Here is a 25,506-nt window from a genome sequence, read left to right on the forward strand (position 1 = left end):
GGCCTTCTTAAAAAGAAGGCCTGAAATATATTAACTATCTATTGATAATTATTTTTTCTTTTTTGTTGTTGGTTTAACAACTTTAGTTTCAACTACAGTAGCTGATTTTGGTAAAACCTCAACACGTCTGTTCTTTTGGTAACATTCTTCAGTTTCCTCAGTACATAATAATTGAGTTTCTCCTAATCCACGAGCAGTTAAACGAGATGCATCAACTCCAGCTCTTTCATTTAATACTTTAACGATTGCTTTAGCACGTTTTAAAGATAATGTTTTGTTGTAAGCTGCAGATCCTCTTTGGTCAGCGTGTCCGTCAATGTAGAAGTGCTTGTCTTTTAAATCATCTGAATTTAAAATTTGAGCTGCTACACGTACATCTTCGTAAGAAGATTCAACGATTTTATCAGAGTTGTACTCGAATAAGATTGAAGATAAACGTTTAGATACGTGAACTTCAGTCCAAGGACATCCATTGTTTTCAGCTGGTCCTTTAACGTCTGGACACTCATCTAATTTATCAACAATTCCGTCACCGTCTCTATCAGGACATCCGTTTGTAGCTGGATTGTTTGTAGCAATACCTGCTTCAGTTGGACAAGCGTCATCTTTATCTAAGATTCCGTCTCCGTCAGTATCTGGCCAAGGACATCCGTTGTTTTCTTGTGGTCCTGCAACCTCTGGACAACCATCAACATTATCAGTTAATCCGTCACCATCAGTATCTGGCCATGGACATCCGTTGTTTTCTTTTGGTCCAAATTCGTTAGGACAGTTATCTAAATGATCTGGAATTCCATCTCCGTCAGCATCTGGACATCCGTTTGTAGCTGGATCAGCAGTAGCGATACCTGCAACTTCTGGACATGCATCCTCGTCGTCGATGATTCCGTCACCATCTTTATCATTGTTTCCGAAACGGAAAGTTAAACCAACTGAGTGTTGGAAGAAATCAAAATAATCAGTTTGTGTTGCTGGAATCCAGTTGTAATCAGAAGCAACATTTAAACCGAAGTTTTTAGTGATCCAGAAGTTGATACCAACCCCTCCGTTTAATACGAAGTGATTTTTCTCACCATCTACGTCTTCACGTAAAACATCTAATTGAGGATTATCAGACTCTCCAATTGTAGAATTGTAAGGAGTTGCAAATCCTGTGTAATCGTAACGGTGGTAACCAGCTCCGATTCTTAAGTATGGATCAAACCAAGAGTTTTCACCTAAGATGTATCCGTTAGCTAATTTATAACGTAAACCTAAACCAGCGTTGATGAATAACTCATCAGAGATATTTAATCTTTTGTTGTCAATTTCTCCAACAGAAGCTGTTAAATCAACATCGAAAGATCTGTTTAAGTTACGGATAACAGATAATTTAGATAAAGGAGGAACGATATCCCAGTTATCAGTATCAAAGTAGTGATTGAAAGCTCCACGAACTGCACGGTGGTCAGTCGCGTGTGCACCTACTGTAATTGCCCAAGGATTTTTAGAATTCTGAGCGTCTACAAATGAGTTACCAGCTAATAGTAACGTCACTGCAGATAATAATAGATTAAACTTTTTCATTATCAAATATTTAGCGTTTTAAATATATTTATTTTTATGTAATTATTAAGCAAATTTAAGAATTCTTTATCATTCTATCCAAATCTCTTTTTAAATCTTTTCCTTTTATTGTTTCTCGCTTGTCGTATAATTTCTTACCGCGAGCTAAATAAATCCTTAGTTTAGCTAATCCTCTATTGTTTATATAGAGAGTTGTAGGCACGATTGTCAAACCAGTTTCTTTGGTTTTACGTTCTAATTTTTTTATTTCAGATTTTTGTAATAAAAGTTTTCGATCGCGTCGAGTTTTATGATTAAAATGAGTTCCCCAATCGTATTCGTCTATAAACATATTAACGATATAAACTTCTCCGTCTTTAATTTGACAGAAACTTTCTGTGATTGAGGCCTTCCCCATTCTTATTGACTTTATTTCAGTTCCAAACAATTGGATACCGGCATCGTAAGAATCTAATAATTCGTATTCAAATCTTGCACGTTTGTTCTTAATTGTAACTTCCTTCTGCACTTTATTTTATTCCAATTAAAATTCGTAACTTTGCCGAAATGTTAAAACAAACATCATACCAAAAATTATGTTAAATGTTTCTAATTTATCACTTCAATTCGGAAAGCGTGTACTTTTCGACGAAGTTAATATAAAATTTACAAATGGCAACTGTTACGGTATTATTGGTGCCAATGGAGCCGGAAAATCTACATTCTTAAAAATTTTATCAGGAGAAATTGACCCAACATCTGGGCATGTATCTTTAGAAAAAGGTAAAAGAATGTCTGTTTTAGAGCAAAATCACTTTAAATACGACGAATATACAGTTTTAGATACAGTATTACGTGGAAATAAAGTTCTTTATGATATTAAAGAACGTATGGATGCCTTATACGCTAAAGAAGATTTCAACGAAGAAGATGGAATCAAAGCAGGTGAATTAGGTGTTCAATACGAAGAAATGAACGGATGGAATGCAGAATCTGATGCTGCTACATTATTATCTAATGTAGGAATTGAATCAGATATGCACTACACTTTAATGGGAGATTTAGATAACAAAGCGAAAGTACGTATCTTAATTGCTCAAGCATTATTTGGTAACCCAGATGTGTTAATTTTAGATGAGCCTACGAATGAGTTAGATGTTAATACAATTTCTTGGTTAGAAGATTTCTTAGGAAACTTTGAAAACACAGTAATTGTTGTATCTCACGACCGTCACTTCTTAGACTCTGTTTGTACACACATTTGTGATTTAGATTTCGGTAAATTAAACTTATACTCTGGTAACTATACGTTCTGGTACGAGTCTTCTCAGTTAGCTGCGAAACAACGTGCACAACAAAACAAGAAAGCTGAAGAAAAGAAAAAGGAATTACAAGATTTCATTGCTCGTTTCTCTTCTAACGTTGCTAAAGCAAAACAAACCACTTCTCGTAAGAAAATGATCGAGAAATTAAATATTGATGACATCAAACCTTCTTCTCGTCGTTACCCAGCAATTATTTGGGAACAATCTCGTGAAGCTGGTGATCAAATCTTAGAAGTTACAAATTTATCTGCTTCTGTTGATGGTGAAACTTTATTTAAAGACGCGAACATTACTTTAAAGAAAGGTGATAAAATTGGTATTTTCTCTCGTAACTCAAAAGCTGTATCTCAGTTCTTTGAAATATTATCAGGAAATGCACAACCAGATTCTGGAGAGTACGCATGGGGAATTACAACAACTCAAGCTTACTTACCATTAGATAACACAAATTTCTTCAAAGAAGATATTAACTTAGTAGACTGGTTACGCCAGTACACTGAATCTGATGAAGAGCGTCATGAAGAGTTTATGCGTGGATTCTTAGGTAAAATGTTATTCTCTGGAGACGAAGCATTAAAGAAATCATCTGTATTATCAGGAGGTGAAAAAATGCGTTGTATGTTCTCTCGTATGATGTTATTACGTGCTAACGTTTTAATGTTAGATGAACCAACTGGTCACTTAGACTTAGAGTCGATTACTGCATTAAATAACTCTTTAGTAAACTTTAAAGGGACAATTTTAATGGGTTCTCATGACCACGAATTAATTCAAACAACATGTAACCGTATTATCGAATTAACTCCAAACGGAATTATCGATCGTTACATGACTTATGATGAATTCTTAGCTGATCCTAAAGTAAAAGAATTAAAAGCGAAATACTACGCTTAATTCATTCTTTAAATTATAATATTAATCCAGATTGATAAATCAATCTGGATTTTTTTATGTGATAAATACTGAGTTAAAATAAAAAAGTCCAACTTTTCAGTTGGACTTTTAAATATATATTGACTTATAAATTATACATCAATTTTTGCGTAATGTGCATTTTGTTCAATGAATTCACGACGTGGTGGTACATCATCACCCATCAACATAGAGAATACTCGATCTGCTTCTGTCGCACTATCAATTGTAACTTGACGTAAAGTACGGAATTCAGGATTTAAAGTTGTATCCCATAACTGTTCAGCATTCATTTCCCCAAGACCTTTGTATCGTTGAATAACAACACCTTTACCGTCTGCAGAGAATTGTTGCGTTAATTCTTCACGTTCTTTATCGTTCCATGCATATTCTGCTTTAGCACCTTTCTTCACTAAATATAAAGGAGGTGTAGCAATATAAATATGTCCGTTTTCAATTAACTCTTTCATATAACGGAAGAAGAAAGTTAAAATTAATGTCGAAATGTGAGAACCATCGACATCGGCATCGGTCATAATTACAATTTTATGGTAACGTAATTTTGAGATGTTTAAAGCTTTAGAATCTTCTTCAGTTCCAATCGTAACACCTAAAGCAGTATAGATATTTTTAATTTCTTCGTTATCTAAAACTTTATGTGCCATCGCTTTTTCTACGTTCAAGATTTTACCACGTAAAGGTAAAATTGCTTGGAAATGACGATCACGACCTTGTTTTGCCGTACCTCCGGCAGAATCACCCTCGACAAGGAATAATTCAGACTCTTCTGGATTACGAGAAGAACAGTCAGCTAATTTACCTGGTAAACCACTTCCACCCATTGGGTTTTTACGTTGTACCATTTCACGAGCTTTCTTCGCTGCTTGACGAGCTTTTGCTGCTAAAATTACTTTATCAACAATTAACTTCGCTTCATTAGGATTTTCTTCCAAGAAGTTAGTTAACATTTCTGCAACGATTTTATCAACTGCTGGAGAAACTTCAGAGTTTCCTAATTTAGTTTTCGTTTGACCTTCAAATTGAGGTTCCATCACTTTAACTGAAACAACTGCTGTTAAACCTTCACGGAAATCATCCCCAACGATTTCAACTTTTTCTTTTGCTAAGTTAAAGTTTTCTTCTGCGTATTTTTTTAACGTACGAGTTAATGCACGACGGAAACCTGTTAAATGAGTTCCACCTTCGTGTGTATTAATATTATTTACGTACGAATGAACGTTTTCTGTATAAGAAGTGTTATAACGCATTGCAACTTCTACTGGAATTCCATCACGTTCACCTTCCATGAAGATAACTTTATCCATGATAGATTCACGATTACCATCAATGAAAGCGACAAATTCTTTTAACCCTTCTTCAGAGTGGAAAGTCTCAGTCAAAGGATTACCTTCTTCGTCTTTTTCGCGCTCATCAGTTAACGTAATTGTAATTCCTTTGTTTAAGAAAGCTAATTCGCGTAAACGATTGGCTAACGTAGAATAGTTGTACGTTCTTACTTCTTGGAAAATTGTATCATCTGGTGTAAAAGTAACTGTTGTACCATTGTGGTCAGCAACTCCTACTTCTTTTACATCATATAATGGTTTTCCTTTTGAATATTCTTGAATGTATTTTTTACCGTTTTTGAAAACTTCCGCTGATAAGTGATTTGATAGTGCATTAACACAAGAAACACCAACACCGTGTAAACCTCCAGAAACTTTATACGTGTCTTTATCGAATTTACCACCTGCTCCAATTTTAGTCATTACAACTTCTAAAGCAGATTTTCCTTCTTTTTTATGAATATCAACTGGGATACCACGTCCGTTATCTTCTACACGAATTGAATTACCTTCTAAAATCGTCACCTTAATCGTATCACAGTATCCTGCTAACGCTTCGTCAATAGAGTTATCAACAACCTCATAAACTAAGTGATGTAAACCTCTAACTCCGACGTCTCCAATATACATTGAAGGACGAAGACGTACGTGCTCCATACCTTCTAACGCTTGGATATTATCCGCCGTATATGTGTTATTACTCATAAATGTATTTCTCTATCTTTTTTAAAACAAACAAATATAGTAAAAATTAGCCACTTTATCATCATAAACATTGGTTAAAAACCAACGATTTCCCATGTAAAATGATAAAAAAAGCCTTGAAAAATTCAAGGCTTTTAAATAATTTAATTGATTAAATTATATATCTTTTTTATGTAGATAAACTACTTTTTTCGTTTCGAAGAAATCCTCTTCAAAAAAGTCAGAAATATTGTGTAATTCTGCATTTGGGAAATCTTTTAACTCTTCCGATAAATCACCACCTTTTAGGTATAATAAACCATTCGGAAGTGGATTTAAAGAATCTTTTTTAAATTTTCCTCTAATCCATTCTGCAAAGCGTGGCATTGCTGTAACTGCACGAGAAATCACGAAATCGTAATGATTGTGTAATTCTTCAGCGCGTTTTTGTTCAGCTTTTACATTTGTTAAACCTAAACCGTCTGCAACACCTTGTACAACTTTAATTTTTTTACCGATAGAGTCGACTAAATGAAAATTAACATTCGGGAATAAAATTGCCAACGGAATACCAGGTAAACCACCACCTGTACCAACATCTAAGACATCAGAACCATCTTCAAATTTCATCACTTTAGCAATCGCTAAAGAATGTAAAATATGATTGGTATAAATCTCTTCGATATCTTTTCTTGAAACGACGTTAATTTGCTCGTTCCAATGTTTATATAAATCGCCAACTTTATTAAATTGTTCGATTTGTTTTTCAGTTAAATCAGGAAAATATTTTAAAATTAAATCCATAAAGATTAAATGATTTCAGAAACTTTGTTGCAAATATACTCCAACAATTTTGTGTCTGCATCAGTAAATGGATCAATTGTGTGAGAATCGATATCAATTTGACCAATATTTTCTCCATTTTTGAAAATTGGCATAACAATTTCTGCCTTAGTTTCGATAGAACATGCTAAATAATTATCTTGTGCATATACATCAGGAACAACGAAAGTTTGATTTGATTCAGCAACTTGACCACAAATTCCTTTACCATAAGGAATGATAGTGTGATCTGTTTCAGCACCAACATAAGGCCCTAATTTTAATTCGTTTTTATCTCCGTTTTTAAAATAAAATCCAACCCAATTATAATATTCAACTTCATCAGATAATAATTGACAAATTTTTTGTAATTTTTCGTTTACTCCTATTTGGCTTTCGAAAATCACATCAATTCTTTTATTTAAACTTTCCATTTTTTACAAATTCTTTACACAAAAATAAGGATTACAATTTGACGATTGTATTAGCAAAATCATAAAATAAAATTCATCTATTAATGATTCAGTAACCCGAAATTTATTCAACAAATAATCAATTAATGTTGATATTTTATCTCAATTTAACTTCTGAATACTTAGAAAAAAATATGGTAATATTATTTCTTATATATTTGTTCTACTATCGCATAAAATAATGAAACAATACAAACCCTTAATATTTTTCTTAATTAGATTTTTAGGATCATATATTCTTATGATTTTAATCTATAATTGGTATTTGAATCAATATTTACCCAATGGAATTCCAGATCCTTTTACAAAATTTAGTTCAGATTTAGCTGCAAATGGATTTAATTTTTTAGGATTTGAAACAAAATCGATTCATTATGGACAAGAAAACTTTATGCGATTACTTGTAGAAGGAAAATATGCTTCGATTGTAAATGAAGGTTGTAATGCGATTTCAGTATTGATAATTTTTGTTGCTTTTATATTAGCATTTTACACAACATTTAAACAAACATTTTTATACATTATTGGAAGTTTGATCTTGCTTTTTGTAATGAATATTTTCAGAATAATTTTGTTAACTTACATTTACCGTTTTCATACAGAATATTCGAAAATGTCGCATGATTATCTATTTCCAGCTATTATTTATGGATCTATCATCGTTTTATGGATTGTGTGGATTAAATTATTTGTAATTAAAAAGAAAACTAATGCCGAATAAATTTTTACGCTATGCTATTGCTGTAATTTTAATATTTGGATTAATCGCAGTAAGATTTTTCGAAACCAAATTATTCTACGATCCATTGTTAGAATATTTTAAAAATTCCAAACATTCATCCTTACCACAAATTGATTTAATGAAATTATATACGCATGTATTTTTTCGTTTTATGATCAATTTATTCCTGACTGTTTTAATTATTAAAATGCTTTTTTGGAAGCAGAGTTACGTTAAGTTCACAATAATTGTAGGAATTATTGGATTCGTAATCCTGTTACCAATCTACGCCTATATGCTAAAAAATAATTTTAATTTCGGCGAAATGATTTTCTTCTACGTCAGAAGATTTTTAATACAACCAATGTTTATGATTATTTTAATTCCATGTTTTTATTACCAAGAAATACGAAATAAAAAAGCGACTCTAAATTGAGTCGCTTTTTGTTTATATTTTATCTTGATTTTCTTCTTGTTTTTGGTCTTCTTTTTTCAGCTTTCTATATTTAAAAAGCCATCCTAAAAATCCACCAAAAATTAAACCTATTCCTACACCACCCAATAATCCAATTGAGAAACTTAATTCTTTTACCATAACACCAAAGACAGAATGTGTTGTATTAAACATCACATACGCCATTATTAATAAAAGAATTCCAATTATTGAAGAGTAAGACATAATTTATATATTAAAATAAATCTGCAATCATACGTTGACGTACTGCCTCGTATAACATAGCACCACAAGCAACAGAAACATTTAAAGAAGCTGTTTGTCCTGCCATTGGTAATTTTACAATTTTATCTGAAATTTTTAAAATAGAATCTGACACACCATCTTCCTCACTTCCCATGACGATTGCTGTAGGAACTGAAAAATCTGCATCATAAATATATTCTGCTGATTTTTCTGAAGCTGAAAATACAGAAATTCCAGATGCTTGTAAATATTTAATTACATTAACCAAATTACCTTCTTTACAAACCGGAATATTATATAATGCTCCTGTTGAAGTTTTGATCGCATCTCCATTAACTGAAGCTGAACCTTTCGCTGGGATGATGATCGCATCTACACCAACACATTCTGCTGTACGAGCAATAGCACCAAAGTTACGAACGTCACTAACACGATCTAAAATTAAAATGAATGGAGTTTTTCCTTGTTCCCAAACCTGAGGTAATACATTTTCAATCGAATCAAATTCGATTGGTGAAATAAACGCATAAACTCCTTGGTGGTTTTTTCCCGTAAAACGATTTAACTTTTCTACTGGAACATAACTAACAGGAATTTCATACTCAGTTACTAATTTTCTCAATTCAGAGAAGATTTCACCTTGTAATCCTTTTTGAATAAAAATTTTATCGATTGTTTTTCCCGCTTCAATCGCTTCAATTACAGGTCTAAGACCAAAAATACCTCCTTCGTTTTTCATAAGTGCAAAGATACAATTATTTACCAATCCTTTTCTTTACTTTTTGGATATAGTGTGGCAATCCTGTTGCTAATACAAAAGACAGAATTAAAATTGCAGCAATACTCCATAAAGTAAGTTTAAAATGAATCAAACGAAATATTAAACTGCCTACTAAAAATATCATAATAAAAGTTTGAAAATAAAAATGTTGAACCATTTCTCTTCCAGCCTTTGTTCTTTTCACAAAAAAGATTAACAACAATAGAATTACAATCGATAGAATCGCAGGATATTTCATATTTGAATATTTCTATCCAAAAATAAACTAAATTTGCTATATTTCTGTTCAATAAAATAGCAAACCATTAAATAATACAAAATGCAACAATATCTTGATTTGTGTCGAAAAGTTATGACCGAAGGATCTTTAAAAGAAGACCGTACTGGAACCGGAACTAAAAGTATTTTTGGTTACCAAATGCGTTTCGATTTAAGTGAAGGGTTTCCTTTAGTTACAACTAAAAAGTTGCATTTAAAATCTATCGTTCACGAATTACTTTGGTTTTTAAAAGGTGAAACTAACATCAAATATTTAACAGATAATGGAGTTAGAATTTGGAATGAATGGGCTGATGAAAACGGAGATTTAGGACCAGTTTATGGCAAACAATGGCGTTCTTGGGGAAAACCTGACGGAGAAGTTATTGACCAAATTAAAGTAGCGATTGACCAAATAAAAAATAACCCAGATTCTAGGAGAATTATAGTTTCTGCTTGGAATGTAGGAGAATTAGACCAAATGGCTTTAGCTCCTTGCCATGCTTTTTTCCAGTTTTATGTAAACGATGGTAAATTATCTTTACAATTATACCAACGTAGTGCTGACATTTTTTTAGGTGTTCCTTTTAATATTGCATCTTATGCCTTATTACAAATGATGGTAGCACAAGTTTGTGATTTAAAAGTTGGAGATTTTGTGCATACTTTTGGTGATGCGCATATATATACTAATCATTTTGAACAAATCGAGTTACAACTTTCTCGTAAACCTCATCCTTTACCTCAGATGAAAATTAATCCAGCTGTTAAGGATATTTTCGATTTTTCTTACGAGGATTTTGAATTAGTAAATTATGAAGCTCATCCGCATATAAAAGGAATTGTAGCAGTTTAATCATCGATAGAAAATAAAATCTATAAAAAAGCGTTTCATTTCATGAGACGCTTTTTCTTTTGAATTAATTCTATTTAAAAATTATTTTCACTAATAAATTAACATAAAAATTATTTCAAATTCAATACATTAGTATCTCAACCACTAAAAAATCATCACTACATATGAAAAGAAATTTATTTTGTATTGGATTAATTTTATCCACATTTACTACTTCTATTTCTGCACAAGAAAACAATAGTTTTATTCCGTCAGAAATTGCAATTAAAAATAAAGTTGTTGATTTATCTAATGTTGAAAGAGTAATCACGCAATCAATCAATGCTAAATCACAACAATTTTCGATTAAATTACCAAGTATTGACGCAGCTAAAACTGAACAATTCATTTTAGTTGAACGCCAATTATTAAGTGAAGAATTACAACAAAAGTATCCTTCTATAAAATCATATACAGGTTATTCAACTTCAAATCCGAACAAAAGAATTAGCTTGAGTTATTCACCTACTAAAGGTATAAACTCGATTGTATATGATTCAAATGAAAAATATATTATCGAAAAAATTGGAGATAACTACGAAATTTTCACAAAAGAAACTTTTCCACGTTTAAATGACTTCAATTGTGGTGACGTTGAAACGCTAACAACTGAGCCAAGAACAAATATTTTAAATAATCCTGCAACTTACAGAAAATACAGATTGGCAGTTGTAACTGATTATGAATTTAATAGATATGTAACTCCAACATCGCAAACTCCGACTTACGAACATTCTTTGGCTGCTATTGTACAGACAATGACGTATGTAACTCCAGTTTATGAAAATGATTTATCTATTACTTTCGAGTTAGTTAATGGTTTAGAACCTGTAACTTATCTTACTGCAGAAAGTGATCCATATTCATCTGACTTAAATGGTGAGACACAAGTATTATTAGATACACATGTCGGCGCTGAAAATTATGATGTAGGTATGTTATTTACACAGAAAACAGGAGGTGGAAATGCAGGTGCTATCGGTTCTGTTTGTAATGATACAATAAAAGGGTCAGCATATTCAGGAGGAATTAATTACGGTTATCCGGTTTTTGCTTACGTTGTTGCTCACGAAATGGGTCACCAATTTGGAGCAAATCATACACATGCTAGAAATGAAGGAAGAGGTGCTAACAGAGAAATCGGAAGTGGTGAGTCAATCATGGGTTATGCTGGTGTTACAGGAACACACGATGTTACAACTCAAGAATTTACTTTAGGACAATTCCACCATTTCAATTTAACTCAAATCAATAGTTATTTAGCGAATCAAACTTGTGGATATTCTTCTCCGTCAACAAATACACCACCTGTGGCAGATGTTGGAAGTAGAACTACTTACCAAATACCTAAAGGTACAGCTGTAAAATTAGTTGGATCTGCAACTGATGCTGATGGTGATACATTAACATATTCTTGGGAACAATCGAACCCATTGACTACAAATACTGGAAGCAACTTCAAAAACTCAAGTAGTTTTAATACAGATGGTGCAAATTTCAGAATTAAACAACATTCAACAGATCCTGTTGGTTACTTCCCTCCATTACAACAAGTTTTAAATGGAAATTTAAGAACTACTTGGAATACTGTATCTGACGTTCAAAAAAATATGATTTTTGCATTTCAAGTGCGCGATAATAATCCACAAGGAGGACAAATTGATGCTAAAAATGTAAGTTTATTAATTAGAAACGTAGGACCATTTCAAATTACTGGTATTGATTTAAATCAAACTTTAATTCCTGGTGAACCATTCAACTTAACTTGGGATGTAGCTGGTACAGATGCGAATGGAATTAACGTTCAGAATGTTGCAATTAAATTAACAACTGATAAAGGACAAACGTTTACAACTTTAGTAGAAAGTACTCCAAATAACGGACAAGCTTCTATTACAATTCCTAGCGACATCAGTGCAGAAAGTGCTAACATCATTGTAGAAGCTATAGGGAATGTTTTCTATGCTGCGAGTCCAGAAGTTGCTATTAATTATGAAATTTCATTAGACTGTCAAACAATTGAAACATCTACAACCTACAATATTCCAGATCGTGTTGGTACACAAAATGGAGCAGTATTAGTTAATTTGCCTGCAAACACAGGATATACTGGTACAATTGAAGATCTTTCTGTTAAAACAGATATTACACATCCAAATTCTAATCAATTAAGTTTATATTTCATGAAAGTGAACACAGATCGTTCATATATAAATTTATACAACAGATCTTGTGATTCTTCTGTTCCTAATGTAAACTTCATTTTTAGTAGTAAAGGTGGAAATTTATATGATAATTGTGGTGTAGATTTCGCACACGTTACTGGAACAACAGTAGATTTTAACAATTACATTGGTGCAAATGTGAGAGGAACTTATCGTTTAATTGTAAATGATAACGTAGCCGGACTTACAGGTACGATTAATAAAGTTACGATCGAAGCTTGTAGCAGAACAGCAACTACATTAAGTGTAGGTGATTTAGTTAAGAATAAAGAATTCGGAATTTTCCCTAATCCAAACAATGGAAACTTCAACATTCGTTTAGAAACTAAAGCTCCAAACTTTACAGCAGACATCTTAAATATGGCTGGACAAACAGTTTCAACTCAAAAAATCAATACAACATCTACAAGTGTTAGCGATTACAGAGTTAATGTTTCACATCTACCAAAAGGTGTTTACATCGTAAATGTAAATGATGGAAACCAAACACAATCTAAAAAATTAATCATTAAATAAGATTTAATTTATAACTTTAAAAAACCTCAGCTTACTGAGGTTTTTTTTATTTTAAAAATTTTCAAAATGAAGAATATAATCATCATTATTACAATTGTACTTGTCTTATTTTTAATTAACTGTACAACTAATAAAACAGCGATAGAAAATCAACAAAAAGATATTTCTACCAATGAAGTACTTGTTACTTTAAGAGAAAATACGTTAGCAAAATATGATTCAATTCAATTGATTAATTCTAGTGATGAATATTATTCAATTACCAATGCAATCAACGAAATAAGAATGCCAGGTATTGAATTTAAAGAAGTTAATTTTGATAAAAATTCTGTGGTATTAATTAATATGATGGCAGAAAATTACAGCGATTTCGAGATCTACTCTAAAACGGAAAAAAACGCTACAACCCTATTTTATTCGGGCATACATTATAAAGAAAATCAAATTCATTTAAATAACCTTCGATTAATTAAGTTAGTTGAAATCCCAAAAACAAATAAAATAGTATCTTTCAAACCTATGCATTAATAAAGTGTAACAAATCCATTAAAATATCATCTAATAATCAAAATCGTTTAATGAAAAAGTCAATTTTATATATCTCAACTGCTTTTGCTTTTACATTCAGTACGTTTGCAACAGCACAAATAATGACTCAACCACCGAGTTATAACGAAAATCAAAAAGATCCTTTAAAAATTTATCGCGCCGAAGAAGAACGAATTAATAATTTAGTTCATACTAAATTGGATTTAAAGTTCGACTATGCAAAACAGCACGCTTTAGGAGAAGCTTGGATTACGTTAAAACCTCATTTTTATGCAACAAATAAATTAACATTAGATGCTAAAGCTATGTTGATTCATGAAGTTGCTTTAGTCCAAGGAACAACAAAAAAGAAATTAAACTTTTCTAATGATGATAATCAATTATATATTGATTTAGATAAAGAATACAAAAAAGACCAAGAATATACGGTTTACATCAAATATACAGCTCGTCCAAACGAAGTTAAACAACAAGGAAGTGCAGCTATAAGCGATGCGAAAGGGTTATATTTTATCAATCCTGATGGTTCTGAACCTAATAAACCAACACAAATTTGGACTCAAGGAGAAACTGAAGCATCTTCTTGTTGGTTCCCGACAATTGATAGTCCAAATCAAAAAACTTCGCAAGAAATTTATTTAACTTATCCTGATAAATACGTTTCCTTATCAAATGGTTTACTAAAATCTTCGAAAAAAAATTCGGACGGAACAAAAACTGATTATTGGAAATTTGATTTCAAACATGCTCCTTATTTGTTTTTCGTTGGTATCGGAGATTATGCCGTTATCAAAGATAAATGGAAAAATATAGAGGTGGATTATTTTGTGGAACCTGAATACAAAGATTACGCAAAAGATATTTTTGGAATGACTCCAGATATGATTACGTACTTTTCTAATTTATTAGATTATCCGTATCCATGGGACAAATACCACCAAATGACGGCACGCGATTACGTTTCTGGTGCAATGGAAAATACTGGTGCAGTTTTATTTTATGATGCTGTTCAGCAAAAACCAGGACAATTAATTGATGAAAATACTGCTGAAGCGATTATAGCGCATGAATTATTTCACCATTGGTTCGGAGATTTAGTCACTACCGAAAGTTGGGCAAATTTAACGGTTAACGAATCTTTCGCTAATTACTCAGAATACTTATGGTTTGAGCATCGTTATGGAAAAGAATTCGCTGATAAACATCGTTTTGAAGATATTAGAGGGTATAAAATGGGAGACAATTTTGAAAAAAAATTAGTTCGTCCACATTATAATTCTCGCGAAGATATGTTTGATGCTGTATCTTACAACAAAGGTGGAGCAATATTACACATGTTACGAAATTTCTTAGGTGATGAAGCTTTTTTTAAAGGGTTAAATCACTATTTAGTTTCCAATAAATACAAAGCTGCAGAATCTGTTCATTTACGTTTAGCGTTAGAGGAAGTTTCTGGTCGAGATTTAAATTGGTTCTTTAATCAATGGTTCAATTCCAACGGTCATCCAAAATTAACAATTGCTTACGATTACAATGCCACAACTAAAAAAGTTAAGGCGACGGTAAAACAAGATCCAAAATTAATGTTCGAATTTCCAATTGCTTTCGACGTTGTCGAAAACGGAATTGCTAAACGTCATTATGTTTGGGTAGGAAAATCTGTAGAAAATTCATTTGAATTTGATGCTACTAAAAAGCCTGATGTAGTAATTCCTAATGCTGATCAAGTTTTATTAGCTGATATTAATGATAACAAATCTATTGAAGAATTTATTGCACAATATAATGCTGGTAAAGGTCAATTCGACACGCGTCGTTTAGCTGTTGAAGCTTTTATTAACGCACAAGCTACCAACCCTAAAGCATTAGACGCATTAGTCCATGCATTAAGTGATTCATTCCACGGAATTAGAAGTATCGCCATTCAAGGTTTAGATCCGAAATCTCCAAAAACGATGGAGAAAGCGAAAGCTAAATTGTTAGAAATCGCTGCAAAAGATCCAAAAACTAAGACTCAAGGAGATGCATTAGAACTTCTAAATACCGCAGATATTTTTGATCAAACAGTATTTACAACAGCTTCACAGAGCAAATCTTTTCGCGTTCAAGGTGCAGCAATTGCTGGAATTTTAAAACAAAATCCAAGTGCAATCCATCAATTTAATACCATTAGTGATGATGTTATAAAATCTAGTGACGCTTTGGTTACGCAATTTTTACCGTTATGGATTAAAAATAATCAATTAGATAAAGCTAAGTTAATTGGAGAAAATGCTGCATTTTACGAATTATTAAAGTTTCAAGATCCTGCTGCTGGAAAAACTTACGAAGAAGCATTCAAATGGATAATGTCTAATGATACCGCAGAAGCAACTTCCTCTATTACAGCTACATTTACACGTTATTACAGCTATTTTAAAAATGAAAATCCGATGATTTCAAATTTAATTAAGCAAACTGCAACTAAAGGATTAGCTTTAAAAGTAGAAGCATTAAAAAAACAAAATAACAAATCGATAGAAAAACAGGTTAACGCATTAAAAAATGCTATCGATAAAATGAAATAATTATATATTTTTATATATTTATAAAGCTATTCTCGCGAGGGAATAGCTTTTTTAGCCTTATAAAGTAACATATGATGAAACTTATAGTAGCCAAAGCAAGCAATAATGTTATTGGAGATAATAACAACTTAATTTGGCATTTACCTAACGACTTAAAACATTTTAAGAATTTAACTACGGATCACCCTATTGTAATGGGACGTAAAACTTACGAATCTTTAGGAAGACCTCTTCCAAATCGAACTAATATCATCATCACACGAGATAAAAATTTTAAAGATGACAAAGTTGTAATTACTCATTCTTTAAATGAAGCTATTAAAAAAGCTGAAGAGATTAACAACGATTTTTTTATCATTGGTGGCGGAGAAATCTATAAACAATCGATGCTTTTAGCTGACGAATTATACATTACAGAAGTTCATCACGAGTTTGAGGGTGATACTTATTTCCCAGAAATAGATGAAGAGAAATTTGAAGAAATTAGTCGTGAAAATCACGTTAAAGACGAAAAACACGAATATTCTTATTCCTTTGTAACTTATAAACGAATCGAAGATTAAGCTTTTAATCAGTTAAATAGTTCTATCGGAATATTTCTTAAAATCCCAAATAATAGGATGATTACTATAATTACAATTAAGAAATATTTATTGGCAAGAAATGGTAAACGAACTGATTTATCAAAAATAAAATTATAAATCAGAAGTGCAATTACAACCAAAATCAGTGGAGAAAACAGAACAAATAATGCATTAAAACGGAAAGCTTCTGCAATTTCTAAATGTAATAAATGATGTATTGCTCTTTGTGTTCCACATCCTGGACAATCAATATTGAATAAAAAATTTGACGGACAACGCAAAAAAAATGAATTATTATCCGAAGGATTATTCTGATAAAAGTAAAAAATTAATGCTCCACCTAATAAAAGGATGGAGCATATTTTTATTAAAATATTTTTATTTCTTTTTGCTGATTCCATAACCTTATTGAGGTTTAAAACTACAATAAAACTTCTAAAGAATCAACTCGCTATAAATTAAAAGGAAGGTTAAATAACCTTCCTTTTTTATATTAATGTGAAATATTTTCAACTGCTTTTGGATCGTGTTTATGTTTAAACAATACTGCGAAAAATACAGCAATTATTAAAGCATAAATTGCAAAAGAAATCCAGATGTTATGCCAATCTTTAAACATTAAAGGATTATCAAAAACACCATTAGAAATTGTAATTCCTCTTTCTTTTACAAAATCAATCATTAAATTATTGTCTGGAGTTGTATCTAAAAATTGAGCTAACTCTGATGTGTTATTGAAAGATTTCGTGAAGTATTTATCAATTAACCAACCTGAAGTTAAACTTCCAAAAACTGCTCCGAATCCGTTTGTCATCATCATAAATAAACCTTGAGCTGATGATCTCATTTTAGAATCAGTTGTCGTTTCAACAAATAATGATCCTGAAATATTAAAGAAATCGAAAGCCATTCCGTAAACGATACACGATAAAATAATCATCCATAAATTTCCAGCCGGATCTGAGAATCCTAATAAACCGAAACGTAAAACCCATGCTAACATCGAAATTAACATCACGTTTTTGATACCGTATCTTTTAAGGAAAAATGGAATTGCTAAAATAAATAATGTCTCAGAAACTTGAGAAATAGACATGATAATTGTAGAATACTTTACAACAAAAGAATCTGCATATTTAGGAAAATGTTTAAACTCGTCTAAGAAAACATCACCATAAGCATTTGTTAATTGTAAAGCTCCACCTAAGAACATTGCGAAGATGAAGAATAATGCCATTTTGTAATTCGCAAATAATTTAAAGGCATCTAAACCTAAAATTTGTGTTATACTTGCGTTCTCGTCAATTGTTTTTTGTGGTTTACAAGGAGGCATTGTGAAGAATGCGTATAAACCTAAAACTGCTGCTGCAACACCTGCAATGTAAAATTGCACTTCTGTTGCTTTATTTCCTGTTAGATTCGTAATCCACATTGCTACGATAAATCCGACAGTACCCCATACACGAATCGGCGGGAAATCTTTTACAACATCGTAATTATTCGATTTTAAAACCGTATATGAAATCGAATTGTTTAATGCAATTGTCGGCATATAACATGCCATTGCTAAAAGCATCACCCAGAAAAAAGTGTTTGGATCTGCAACTTGCGGAATATAGAAAAGTACCGCTGCATATGCGATATGAAGAACTCCATAAAGCTTTTCAGCATTTACCCATCTATCTGCAATAATACCTGTAATAGTTGGCATAATTAATGAAGCAAAACCCATTGTTGCGAAAATCAACCCAAATTTTGTTCCATCCCATTGTTTTGTTCCAAACCAATAGTTGGCGATTGTAATTAACCATGCACCCCATACAAATAGTTGCAGGAAGTTCATTATTGTTAGTCTAATTTTTAAAGACATAATTGTATAAAAGAGATTATTTAGTTTCTAAGATTTTCGATTTCATCACGAAGGCGAGCAGCTAATTCGTAATCTTCGTTCATTACTGCTTTTTTCATCTCTTCTTCTAATTCGTCTTTTGTCCAGTCCGAAAAATCAGAAGAAGTAGCTTCATCGTCGATCAAATCAATTTCATCATCGATATCATCTAAAGCACGTTGAATATTTTCGTCTTCTTCCTGCATAATATCCAAATGGATACCTGCTTTTTCAACGACATGATCATAAGCGAAAATAGGAGCGTTAAAACGAACAGCCAATGCGATTGCATCCGAAGTACGCGAATCTATTTCAGACCGTTCTCCATCAGTATTTATAAAAACAATGTTTGAATAAAACACGCCATCTTCTAACTTGTAAATGTAAACTGATTCTACATCAATTTTATATGCTTCGCCAAGACTAACAAATAAATCGTGCGTTAACGGACGTGGTGGAGTTATATCTTTTTCTAATGCTAATGCAATTGATTGTGCTTCGAAACTACCAATAATAATTGGTAATTTTCGAAATCCCGATTCCTCCTCAAGAATTAAAGCGTATGCACCAGTCTGTGTTTGACTGTATGAAATACCTTTTATTACTAAGCTGATTAAATTGTTCATTTGGGCGTAAAGTTATCAAAAAATGATGAAATATTAAAGATGTTTTAACACATAAAAAAATCCGAACCAATTGATTGGTTCGGATTTATATTATTTTATAGATATTACTTCTTTAGATTAAGCAACACCTTTTAATTTTTTAACCTCTTCGATTAACTTTGGAACAACCTCGAAAGCGTCTCCAACAATACCGTAATCAGCAGCTTTAAAGAAAGGAGCTTCTGCATCATTATTAATTACAACAATCGTTTTAGAACCGTTAACTCCAGCTAAATGCTGAATGGCTCCTGATATACCAATTGCGATGTATAAATTTGGTGCAATTGCTTTACCCGTTTGCCCAACGTGCTCAGCGTGAGGTCTCCATCCGATATCAGCAACAGGTTTAGAAGATGCTGTAGCAGCTCCTAATAATTGTGCTAATTCTTCAATCATTCCCCAATTTTCTGGTCCTTTTAATCCACGACCTGCAGAAACTACAATTTCAGCTTCTTTCAAGTCTATTGCTCCTGTTTGAGCAACTTCTACACCAGTTACTTTTACTTTTGCATCTGCATCAGAAATTGATACTGAAACTGATTCTTCCGAACCAGCAACTGCATTTTCCTTAGCTCCGAAAGAGTTTTGTAATAAAGTAATAACTGCTTTTCCAGTTACTGCAACTGTTTCGATTCCTTTTCCTGAGAATGCTTTACGAGCAACTGTAAAAGGAGCAAAAGTTGTAGGAGCTTTTTCTACATTAGTAACTAATGAAGCACCTAATTTTAATGCTAATAACGGAGCAAAAGATGCACCATCGTTAGTTGAAGGAACAACAACAACTTCACCAGCAGCTAATTCAGCAACTGCTTTAGCGTATGCGTTAGCATCAAAGTTTTTTAAAGTTGAATTTTCTACTTTTAAAACTTTTGTAGCTCCATATTTATATAATTCTTCTGAAGAATCTGTTACGTTAAAAGCGATAGCTGTAACTGTATCACCAGCTACATCTGCAATTGCTTTAGCATAAGCAACTGCTTCTAATCCTGCTTTTTTATATTTTCCGTCATGAGATTCTGCGTAAACAAAAATTGCCATTTTTAATAGTTTTTAAGATTGATTATTAGATAGCTTTTGCTTCTTCGTGTAATAAACGAACTAATTCTGCAACGTTATCTTTATCTACTAAAGTAACATTTCCACGAGAAGCAGGTTTTTCATAACCTACAACTTCTACACTTGTAGATGTAGCTTCTGGAGCAACAACTGTGATTTGTTTAGATCTTGCTTGCATAATTCCACGCATGTTAGGAATTCTTAAAGCAGCTTCATCAACTAAACCTTTTTGTCCTGCAATTACTGCTGGTAAAGCAACTTCTACGTTTTCTTTTCCACCATCAATTTCGCGAACAGCTTTAGCTGTAGAACCTTCTACTTCTAAACCAATACATCCATTTACAAAACCATAATCTAATAATCCTGCAACTAGTCCTGGTACTGCACCTCCATTATAATCTATAGACTCTTTACCTGTTAAAACGATATCATAACCACCTTCTTTAGCAGCTTTAGCAATTTGTGTTGCAACAAAGAAATCATCACGAGCATCTGCATCAATACGAATACCATCGTTTGCACCGATAGCTAATGCTTTACGCATAACAGCATCTACTGACGCATCTCCAACAGTTAAAATAGTAACTGTAGCTCCTGCTTTTTCTTGTAATTCAACCGCTTTATTTAAGCTGAATTCATCGTGCGGGTTAATAACAAATTGAACACCGTTTTTATCAAACGATTTTCCATCTCCTGTGAAGTTGATTTTAGCTGTAGTATCTGGTACACTACTAATACAAACTAATATCTTCATAATTTTGGGTTTATTTCTTTATTGTAAATTTAATTAATTTATTTTATTATGTAAGCATAATAAAGATTATTTCTTAACGATCTCTCTCGACTCTGCTTCTAATTGATTATTATACACTCTATTTGACACTAAAATACTGAATTCATACAATATCCAAAGTGGAATAGTAACCAAAATCATACTATACAAATCATTAGGTGTAATTGCAGCTGCAATTACCAACACAACTATAAACGCATGTTTTCTATATGTTCTTAAGAACATTGGCGTTAGAACACCAATACTTGTTAAGAAATAAACAAATACAGGTAATAAAAACATTAATCCCATTGATAATAATAATTGTACAAACAAGTCGATATAACTTGGTAATGTCCATGTATTACCTACATTAAATGGATCATATGTGAATAAAAATTGTGTACAAAGAGGAATCAACAAAAAGTAACTGAATAAAACTCCTAATATAAAAAAGAAGGAAACAGCTAAAATTGTAGCTCCTGCATATTTTCTTTCAGAATCTTTTAAAGCTGGACTAATAAATTTCCATAACTCATAAATAATATATGGAATTGCTAAAATTACTCCACAAACAATAATTGCAAAAAATTGAGAGGTAATTTGTCCTGATGGATTAAGATTGGTTAAATCTTTTGAAATATCAAATGATTCTTTATAAATCACACCAAATCCAGTTAATTGACCAAATGCATTAAACCAGTCAAAAGTTGGAAATGTTGATTTTAAAGGAGCCATAATTACATATTCGACCAATTCGTCCCAAAAAAAAGCAACACCAATTGATGTTAAAACAACAGCAATAACAGAACGAATTAGATTTCCTCTTAATTCTCCTATATGTGCTAAAAAAGACATGTCTGTTTTTCCGCTTGCCGCCATATTATTCAATTCCTTCGTTTAAAATTGAGTGAATATCTAGAATACCAAAATAATTGTCATTTTCATCTACAACAACTAATTGGCCAATACTATTCTGTCTTAATGTATCTAAAGCAACGCGTGCTTTTTCATCTTTATTAATCGTTTTAGGCGACATTGTTGCAATATCTTTAGCTGTTAACGTACTAAAATCCTGATATTTTAACAACATACGACGTAAATCACCATCAGTAACAACTCCTAGAATTTTTTCATCTTCTAAAACAACTGTAATACCATGTTTACCAGATGTCAAAGAATTAATAACATCAACTATAGAAGAATCTGGATTTACAAACGGACGTTTATTTGGATCAACAATATTTTCAACTGTCCAAAGCAATCTTTTTCCTAATGCTCCACCCGGATGAAATTTCGCAAAATCTTCCGATTTAAATTGACGCATTTTCATTAAAGCAACCGCCAAAGCATCACCCATAACCAGTTGTGCTGTTGTAGAAGAAGTTGGTGCTAAATTTACCAAGCATGCTTCTTTAGAAACGTTAACGTCTAAAACAATATCTGAATTTTTAGCTAATTCTGATTTTAAATTTGCCGTTAAACCAATTAAACAAGATGAATATTGTTTTAAAATAGGAGCTAAATAAGTAATTTCGGGCGTATTTCCACTTTTAGAAATACAAATCACAACATCTTCCTTTTGCAACAATCCTAAATCTCCGTGAATTGCTTCCGAAGCATGTAAGAATTGTGATGGAGTTCCTGTCGAGTTTAAAGTCGCAACCATTTTATTCGCAATATGTGCACTTTTCCCTACTCCAACAATCACCAATTTCCCTTTCGTATTATATATCGCTTGTACCGCATCAACAAAACTATCGTTCAATCTAGATGCAATTGCTTGTAACTCTAAAATCTCTTCTTGAAAAACTTTTTGAGCTATTTCTATAAAATCTCTTCTTTCCAAAACAAAAAGTATGTCTGTTTTTATTTTTTTCCGTATCTTTAACCTCCTTTTTTAACTCTAATTCAATGAAATAATTATTGAAGAGTTAAATCAAAGGTCAAATATAGGAACTATTTAATTTATAATATTAATTTTAGTCTTTTGTGTAGATGGAAGCCACTTCGAAGAACTTAACATCTTATCTTAAAAAATATTTTGGTTTCGACCAATTTAAGGGACAGCAACATGAAATTATTACATCTTTATTAAACAAAGAAGATGTTTTCGTTTTAATGCCTACCGGAGGAGGTAAGTCATTATGTTATCAATTACCGGCACTAATGTCAGATGGAGTTGCAATTATCGTTTCACCTTTAATTGCACTAATGAAAAATCAAGTCGATGCAATTCGTGGGATTTCTGAAAATGATGGAATCGCTCACGTTTTAAATTCTTCTTTGAACAAGTCAGAAACTAAAACAGTAATGACTGATATCAAAAATGGTATCACAAAAATGCTTTATGTAGCACCAGAATCTTTAACAAAAGAGGAATACATTGACTTTTTCAAGTCTGTGGAAATTTCTTTTTTTGCTATTGATGAAGCGCACTGTATTTCAGAATGGGGACATGATTTCCGTCCAGAATATAGAAATTTAAAAGCAATCATAAACAAAATTGGAGACGCTCCAATCATAGCTTTAACTGCTACTGCAACACCTAAAGTGCAAGAGGATATTCAAAAAACTTTAGGAATGCAAACAGCTAAAGTTTTCAAAGATTCTTTTAACCGTACGAATTTGTTTTATGAAGTTCGTCCAAAAGTAAATCAAGATAAAGAAATCGTTAAGTTTATTAAACAAAACGAAGGAAAATCTGGAGTAATTTACTGCTTAAGCCGTAAGAAAGTTGAAGAGTTTTCTCAACTGTTACAAGTAAACGGAATTAATGCTATCCCATACCACGCTGGTTTAGATGCGAAAACTCGTAGCAAACATCAAGACATGTTTTTGATGGAAGATGCAAGTGTCGTTGTTGCAACTATTGCTTTTGGAATGGGAATCGATAAGCCTGATGTTCGTTTTGTAATTCATTACGATATGCCTAAATCTTTAGAAAGTTATTACCAAGAAACTGGTCGCGCTGGTCGTGATGGTGGCGAAGGTCATTGCGTTGCTTTCTACGATTACAAGGATATTGAAAAGTTAGAAAAATTCTTGGCAAGTAAACCCGTTGCAGAACGTGAAGTTGGTATGCAATTACTATCAGAAGTTGTTGCTTATGCTGAAACTTCTATGTCGCGTCGTAAATTTTTACTACATTATTTCGGAGAAGAATTTGACGAAACGGATGGTGCTGGAGCTATGATGGATGACAACATGCGTAATCCAAAGAAAATGATTGAAGCAAAAGATGATGCTTTAACAGCTTTGGATATCATTTTAAAAACGAGTCAAAAATTAAAACTTAACGATGTCGTTAATGTATTAGTTGGGAAAGAAACTTCAGTTACTAAATCTTACAATTTACAAAACGAAGATTTCTTCGGTATCGGAAAAAGTAAAGAAGATTATTACTGGAAATCAATTTTACGCCAATTAATCGTTCATTCTTTATTAGAAAAAGAAATTGAAACTTACGGAACTTTAAAAGTAACTAAAGAGGGGAAAGAATTTATTTCTAACCCAACTTCTTTTAAAATTGCCGAAGACGTTGATTTCAAAAAATTATTAATGGAAGGTGGTGTAGATAAAGAAGAAGTTACTTCTGCTCCTGCCGCTTTTGATGATAATTTATTAAAACAATTAAAAGAACTTCGTAAGAAGATTTCAAAAAAACATAACATTCCACCTTTTGCTGTTTTTCAAGACACAAGTTTAGATGATATGACAATGCAATACCCTACTTCAATCAAAGAATTAACAAACGTATTCGGGGTTGGTGAAGGTAAAGCACAGAAATTCGGTAAAGATTTTGTTGAATTTATCGCTCGTTATGTAGAAGATAATAACATCATTCGTCCAGACGATATGGTTATTAAACAAGTTGCTGACAAATCAAGTCACAAAGTTTACATTATCCAATCTACAGACAGAAAATTAAACTTGGAAGATGTTGCAGAAGCCAAAAACTTATCAATGTCTGATTTACTTTCAGAAATGGAAGCCATCGTTTACCAAGGGACAAAATTAAACATCGATTACTACATCGAAGAAATTTTAGATGAAGACCAACAAGAAGAAATTTATGACTTTTTAATGGATGCAGAATCTGATTCGATGTCAACATTATTAAAAGAGTTTGGTGACGATTATGATGAAGAAGAATTACGTTTAATGCGTATCAAATTCATCAGTGAAGTTGCCAATTAAAATACCTTATTAAAGCCCAAAG

24 protein-coding genes are annotated in these 25,506 nt (G+C 32.1%); 9 read left to right on the forward strand and 15 right to left on the reverse strand.

Annotation, left to right across the window (positions count from 1 at the left end):
• Window positions 1-48 precede the first annotated feature (48 nt).
• Together J9309_RS02850 and smpB are read right to left on the reverse strand one after the other, a co-directional pair.
• The gene (locus J9309_RS02850) at window positions 49-1,566 is read right to left on the reverse strand and encodes an OmpA family protein (RefSeq protein ID WP_230476931.1); all 1,518 of its coding nucleotides are present in this window, start codon (window positions 1,564-1,566) and stop codon (window positions 49-51) included.
• Window positions 1,567-1,621: 55 nt separating this feature from the next.
• Window positions 1,622-2,074 carry an SsrA-binding protein SmpB gene (gene smpB, locus J9309_RS02855; protein WP_230476932.1) on the reverse strand — a complete coding sequence of 151 codons (453 nt, stop codon included), beginning with the start codon at window positions 2,072-2,074 and terminating at the stop codon, window positions 1,622-1,624.
• 67 nt (window positions 2,075-2,141) lie between these two features.
• On the opposite strand from smpB, the gene J9309_RS02860 reads away from it, so the two are divergent.
• A complete protein-coding gene (locus J9309_RS02860) occupies window positions 2,142-3,764 on the forward strand; it encodes an ABC-F family ATP-binding cassette domain-containing protein (protein ID WP_230476933.1) in 1,623 nt (540 codons plus the stop codon).
• Window positions 3,765-3,895: 131 nt separating this feature from the next.
• Here the strand turns inward: J9309_RS02860 and gyrB are convergent, their stop codons facing one another.
• The 3 genes from gyrB to J9309_RS02875 all read right to left on the reverse strand — a co-directional run bounded on the left by gyrB (window position 3,896) and on the right by J9309_RS02875 (window position 7,068).
• A complete protein-coding gene (gene gyrB / locus J9309_RS02865; RefSeq protein ID WP_230476934.1) occupies window positions 3,896-5,833 on the reverse strand; it encodes a DNA topoisomerase (ATP-hydrolyzing) subunit B in 1,938 nt (645 codons plus the stop codon).
• 156 nt (window positions 5,834-5,989) lie between these two features.
• Window positions 5,990-6,616, reverse strand: coding sequence for a 16S rRNA (guanine(527)-N(7))-methyltransferase RsmG (rsmG, locus tag J9309_RS02870; protein ID WP_230476935.1), 627 nt, complete (start codon window positions 6,614-6,616; stop codon window positions 5,990-5,992).
• Between the two features lie 5 nt (window positions 6,617-6,621).
• A complete protein-coding gene (locus tag J9309_RS02875; protein ID WP_230476936.1) occupies window positions 6,622-7,068 on the reverse strand; it encodes a GAF domain-containing protein in 447 nt (148 codons plus the stop codon).
• Between the two features lie 220 nt (window positions 7,069-7,288).
• On the opposite strand from J9309_RS02875, the gene xrtF reads away from it, so the two are divergent.
• Complete coding sequence (gene xrtF / locus J9309_RS02880) at window positions 7,289-7,828, forward strand: exosortase family protein XrtF (RefSeq protein ID WP_230476937.1); 540 nt, start codon at window positions 7,289-7,291, stop codon at window positions 7,826-7,828.
• On the forward strand, window positions 7,818-8,264 hold the full coding sequence (locus J9309_RS13625; protein WP_394369289.1) for an exosortase F system-associated membrane protein: 447 nt from the start codon (window positions 7,818-7,820) through the stop codon (window positions 8,262-8,264). The genes xrtF and J9309_RS13625 overlap by 11 nt, the downstream gene beginning before the upstream one ends.
• Before the next feature lie 12 nt (window positions 8,265-8,276).
• Here J9309_RS13625 and J9309_RS02885 read toward each other — a convergent pair whose 3' ends face one another.
• From J9309_RS02885 to J9309_RS02895, 3 genes are read right to left on the reverse strand one after another with little or no spacing between them, the layout of a single operon-like run.
• The gene (locus J9309_RS02885; RefSeq protein ID WP_230476938.1) at window positions 8,277-8,507 is read right to left on the reverse strand and encodes a hypothetical protein; all 231 of its coding nucleotides are present in this window, start codon (window positions 8,505-8,507) and stop codon (window positions 8,277-8,279) included.
• 10 nt (window positions 8,508-8,517) lie between these two features.
• Window positions 8,518-9,267: a 23S rRNA (guanosine(2251)-2'-O)-methyltransferase RlmB gene (rlmB, locus tag J9309_RS02890; RefSeq protein ID WP_230476939.1), complete on the reverse strand. Its 750-nt coding sequence runs from the start codon at window positions 9,265-9,267 to the stop codon at window positions 8,518-8,520.
• 16 nt (window positions 9,268-9,283) lie between these two features.
• A complete protein-coding gene (locus J9309_RS02895) occupies window positions 9,284-9,547 on the reverse strand; it encodes a hypothetical protein (RefSeq protein WP_230476940.1) in 264 nt (87 codons plus the stop codon).
• Between the two features lie 81 nt (window positions 9,548-9,628).
• Here J9309_RS02895 and J9309_RS02900 point away from each other — a divergent pair, with 81 nt between their 5' ends.
• From J9309_RS02900 to J9309_RS02920, 5 genes are all read left to right on the forward strand, one after another.
• A complete protein-coding gene (locus tag J9309_RS02900; protein ID WP_230476941.1) occupies window positions 9,629-10,423 on the forward strand; it encodes a thymidylate synthase in 795 nt (264 codons plus the stop codon).
• A 164-nt stretch (window positions 10,424-10,587) separates the two neighbouring features.
• Window positions 10,588-13,203, forward strand: coding sequence for a zinc-dependent metalloprotease (locus J9309_RS02905; protein WP_230476942.1), 2,616 nt, complete (start codon window positions 10,588-10,590; stop codon window positions 13,201-13,203).
• A gap of 66 nt (window positions 13,204-13,269) precedes the next feature.
• Window positions 13,270-13,731 carry a hypothetical protein gene (locus tag J9309_RS02910; protein ID WP_230476943.1) on the forward strand — a complete coding sequence of 154 codons (462 nt, stop codon included), beginning with the start codon at window positions 13,270-13,272 and terminating at the stop codon, window positions 13,729-13,731.
• A 50-nt stretch (window positions 13,732-13,781) separates the two neighbouring features.
• Window positions 13,782-16,319 carry a M1 family metallopeptidase gene (locus tag J9309_RS02915; RefSeq protein WP_230476944.1) on the forward strand — a complete coding sequence of 846 codons (2,538 nt, stop codon included), beginning with the start codon at window positions 13,782-13,784 and terminating at the stop codon, window positions 16,317-16,319.
• Between the two features lie 71 nt (window positions 16,320-16,390).
• Entirely contained in the window at window positions 16,391-16,882 is a 492-nt protein-coding gene (locus J9309_RS02920) for a dihydrofolate reductase (RefSeq protein WP_230476945.1), read from the forward strand.
• 8 nt (window positions 16,883-16,890) lie between these two features.
• On the opposite strand, the gene J9309_RS02925 is transcribed toward J9309_RS02920, so the two are convergent.
• The 7 genes from J9309_RS02925 to J9309_RS02955 all read right to left on the reverse strand — a co-directional run bounded on the left by J9309_RS02925 (window position 16,891) and on the right by J9309_RS02955 (window position 23,133).
• Window positions 16,891-17,304, reverse strand: a complete 414-nt coding sequence (locus J9309_RS02925; RefSeq protein ID WP_230476946.1) for a DUF2752 domain-containing protein — start codon at window positions 17,302-17,304, stop codon at window positions 16,891-16,893.
• A gap of 92 nt (window positions 17,305-17,396) precedes the next feature.
• Entirely contained in the window at window positions 17,397-18,773 is a 1,377-nt protein-coding gene (locus J9309_RS02930; protein ID WP_230476947.1) for a nucleoside permease, read from the reverse strand.
• Between the two features lie 20 nt (window positions 18,774-18,793).
• On the reverse strand, window positions 18,794-19,417 hold the full coding sequence (locus J9309_RS02935; RefSeq protein WP_230476948.1) for a bifunctional nuclease family protein: 624 nt from the start codon (window positions 19,415-19,417) through the stop codon (window positions 18,794-18,796).
• A gap of 117 nt (window positions 19,418-19,534) precedes the next feature.
• Complete coding sequence (locus J9309_RS02940) at window positions 19,535-20,494, reverse strand: electron transfer flavoprotein subunit alpha/FixB family protein (protein WP_230476949.1); 960 nt, start codon at window positions 20,492-20,494, stop codon at window positions 19,535-19,537.
• A 25-nt stretch (window positions 20,495-20,519) separates the two neighbouring features.
• Complete coding sequence (locus J9309_RS02945) at window positions 20,520-21,266, reverse strand: electron transfer flavoprotein subunit beta/FixA family protein (RefSeq protein WP_230476950.1); 747 nt, start codon at window positions 21,264-21,266, stop codon at window positions 20,520-20,522.
• A 66-nt stretch (window positions 21,267-21,332) separates the two neighbouring features.
• Window positions 21,333-22,166 carry a twin-arginine translocase subunit TatC gene (gene tatC, locus J9309_RS02950; protein WP_230476951.1) on the reverse strand — a complete coding sequence of 278 codons (834 nt, stop codon included), beginning with the start codon at window positions 22,164-22,166 and terminating at the stop codon, window positions 21,333-21,335.
• 1 nt (window position 22,167) lies between these two features.
• Window positions 22,168-23,133, reverse strand: coding sequence for a KpsF/GutQ family sugar-phosphate isomerase (locus tag J9309_RS02955; protein ID WP_230476952.1), 966 nt, complete (start codon window positions 23,131-23,133; stop codon window positions 22,168-22,170).
• A 149-nt stretch (window positions 23,134-23,282) separates the two neighbouring features.
• Here J9309_RS02955 and recQ point away from each other — a divergent pair, with 149 nt between their 5' ends.
• Window positions 23,283-25,484: a DNA helicase RecQ gene (recQ, locus tag J9309_RS02960; RefSeq protein ID WP_230476953.1), complete on the forward strand. Its 2,202-nt coding sequence runs from the start codon at window positions 23,283-23,285 to the stop codon at window positions 25,482-25,484.
• Window positions 25,485-25,506 lie beyond the last annotated feature (22 nt).

The organism is Faecalibacter bovis (assembly GCF_017948305.1).
GTDB classification, from domain to species: Bacteria; Bacteroidota; Bacteroidia; order Flavobacteriales; family Weeksellaceae; genus Empedobacter; species Empedobacter bovis.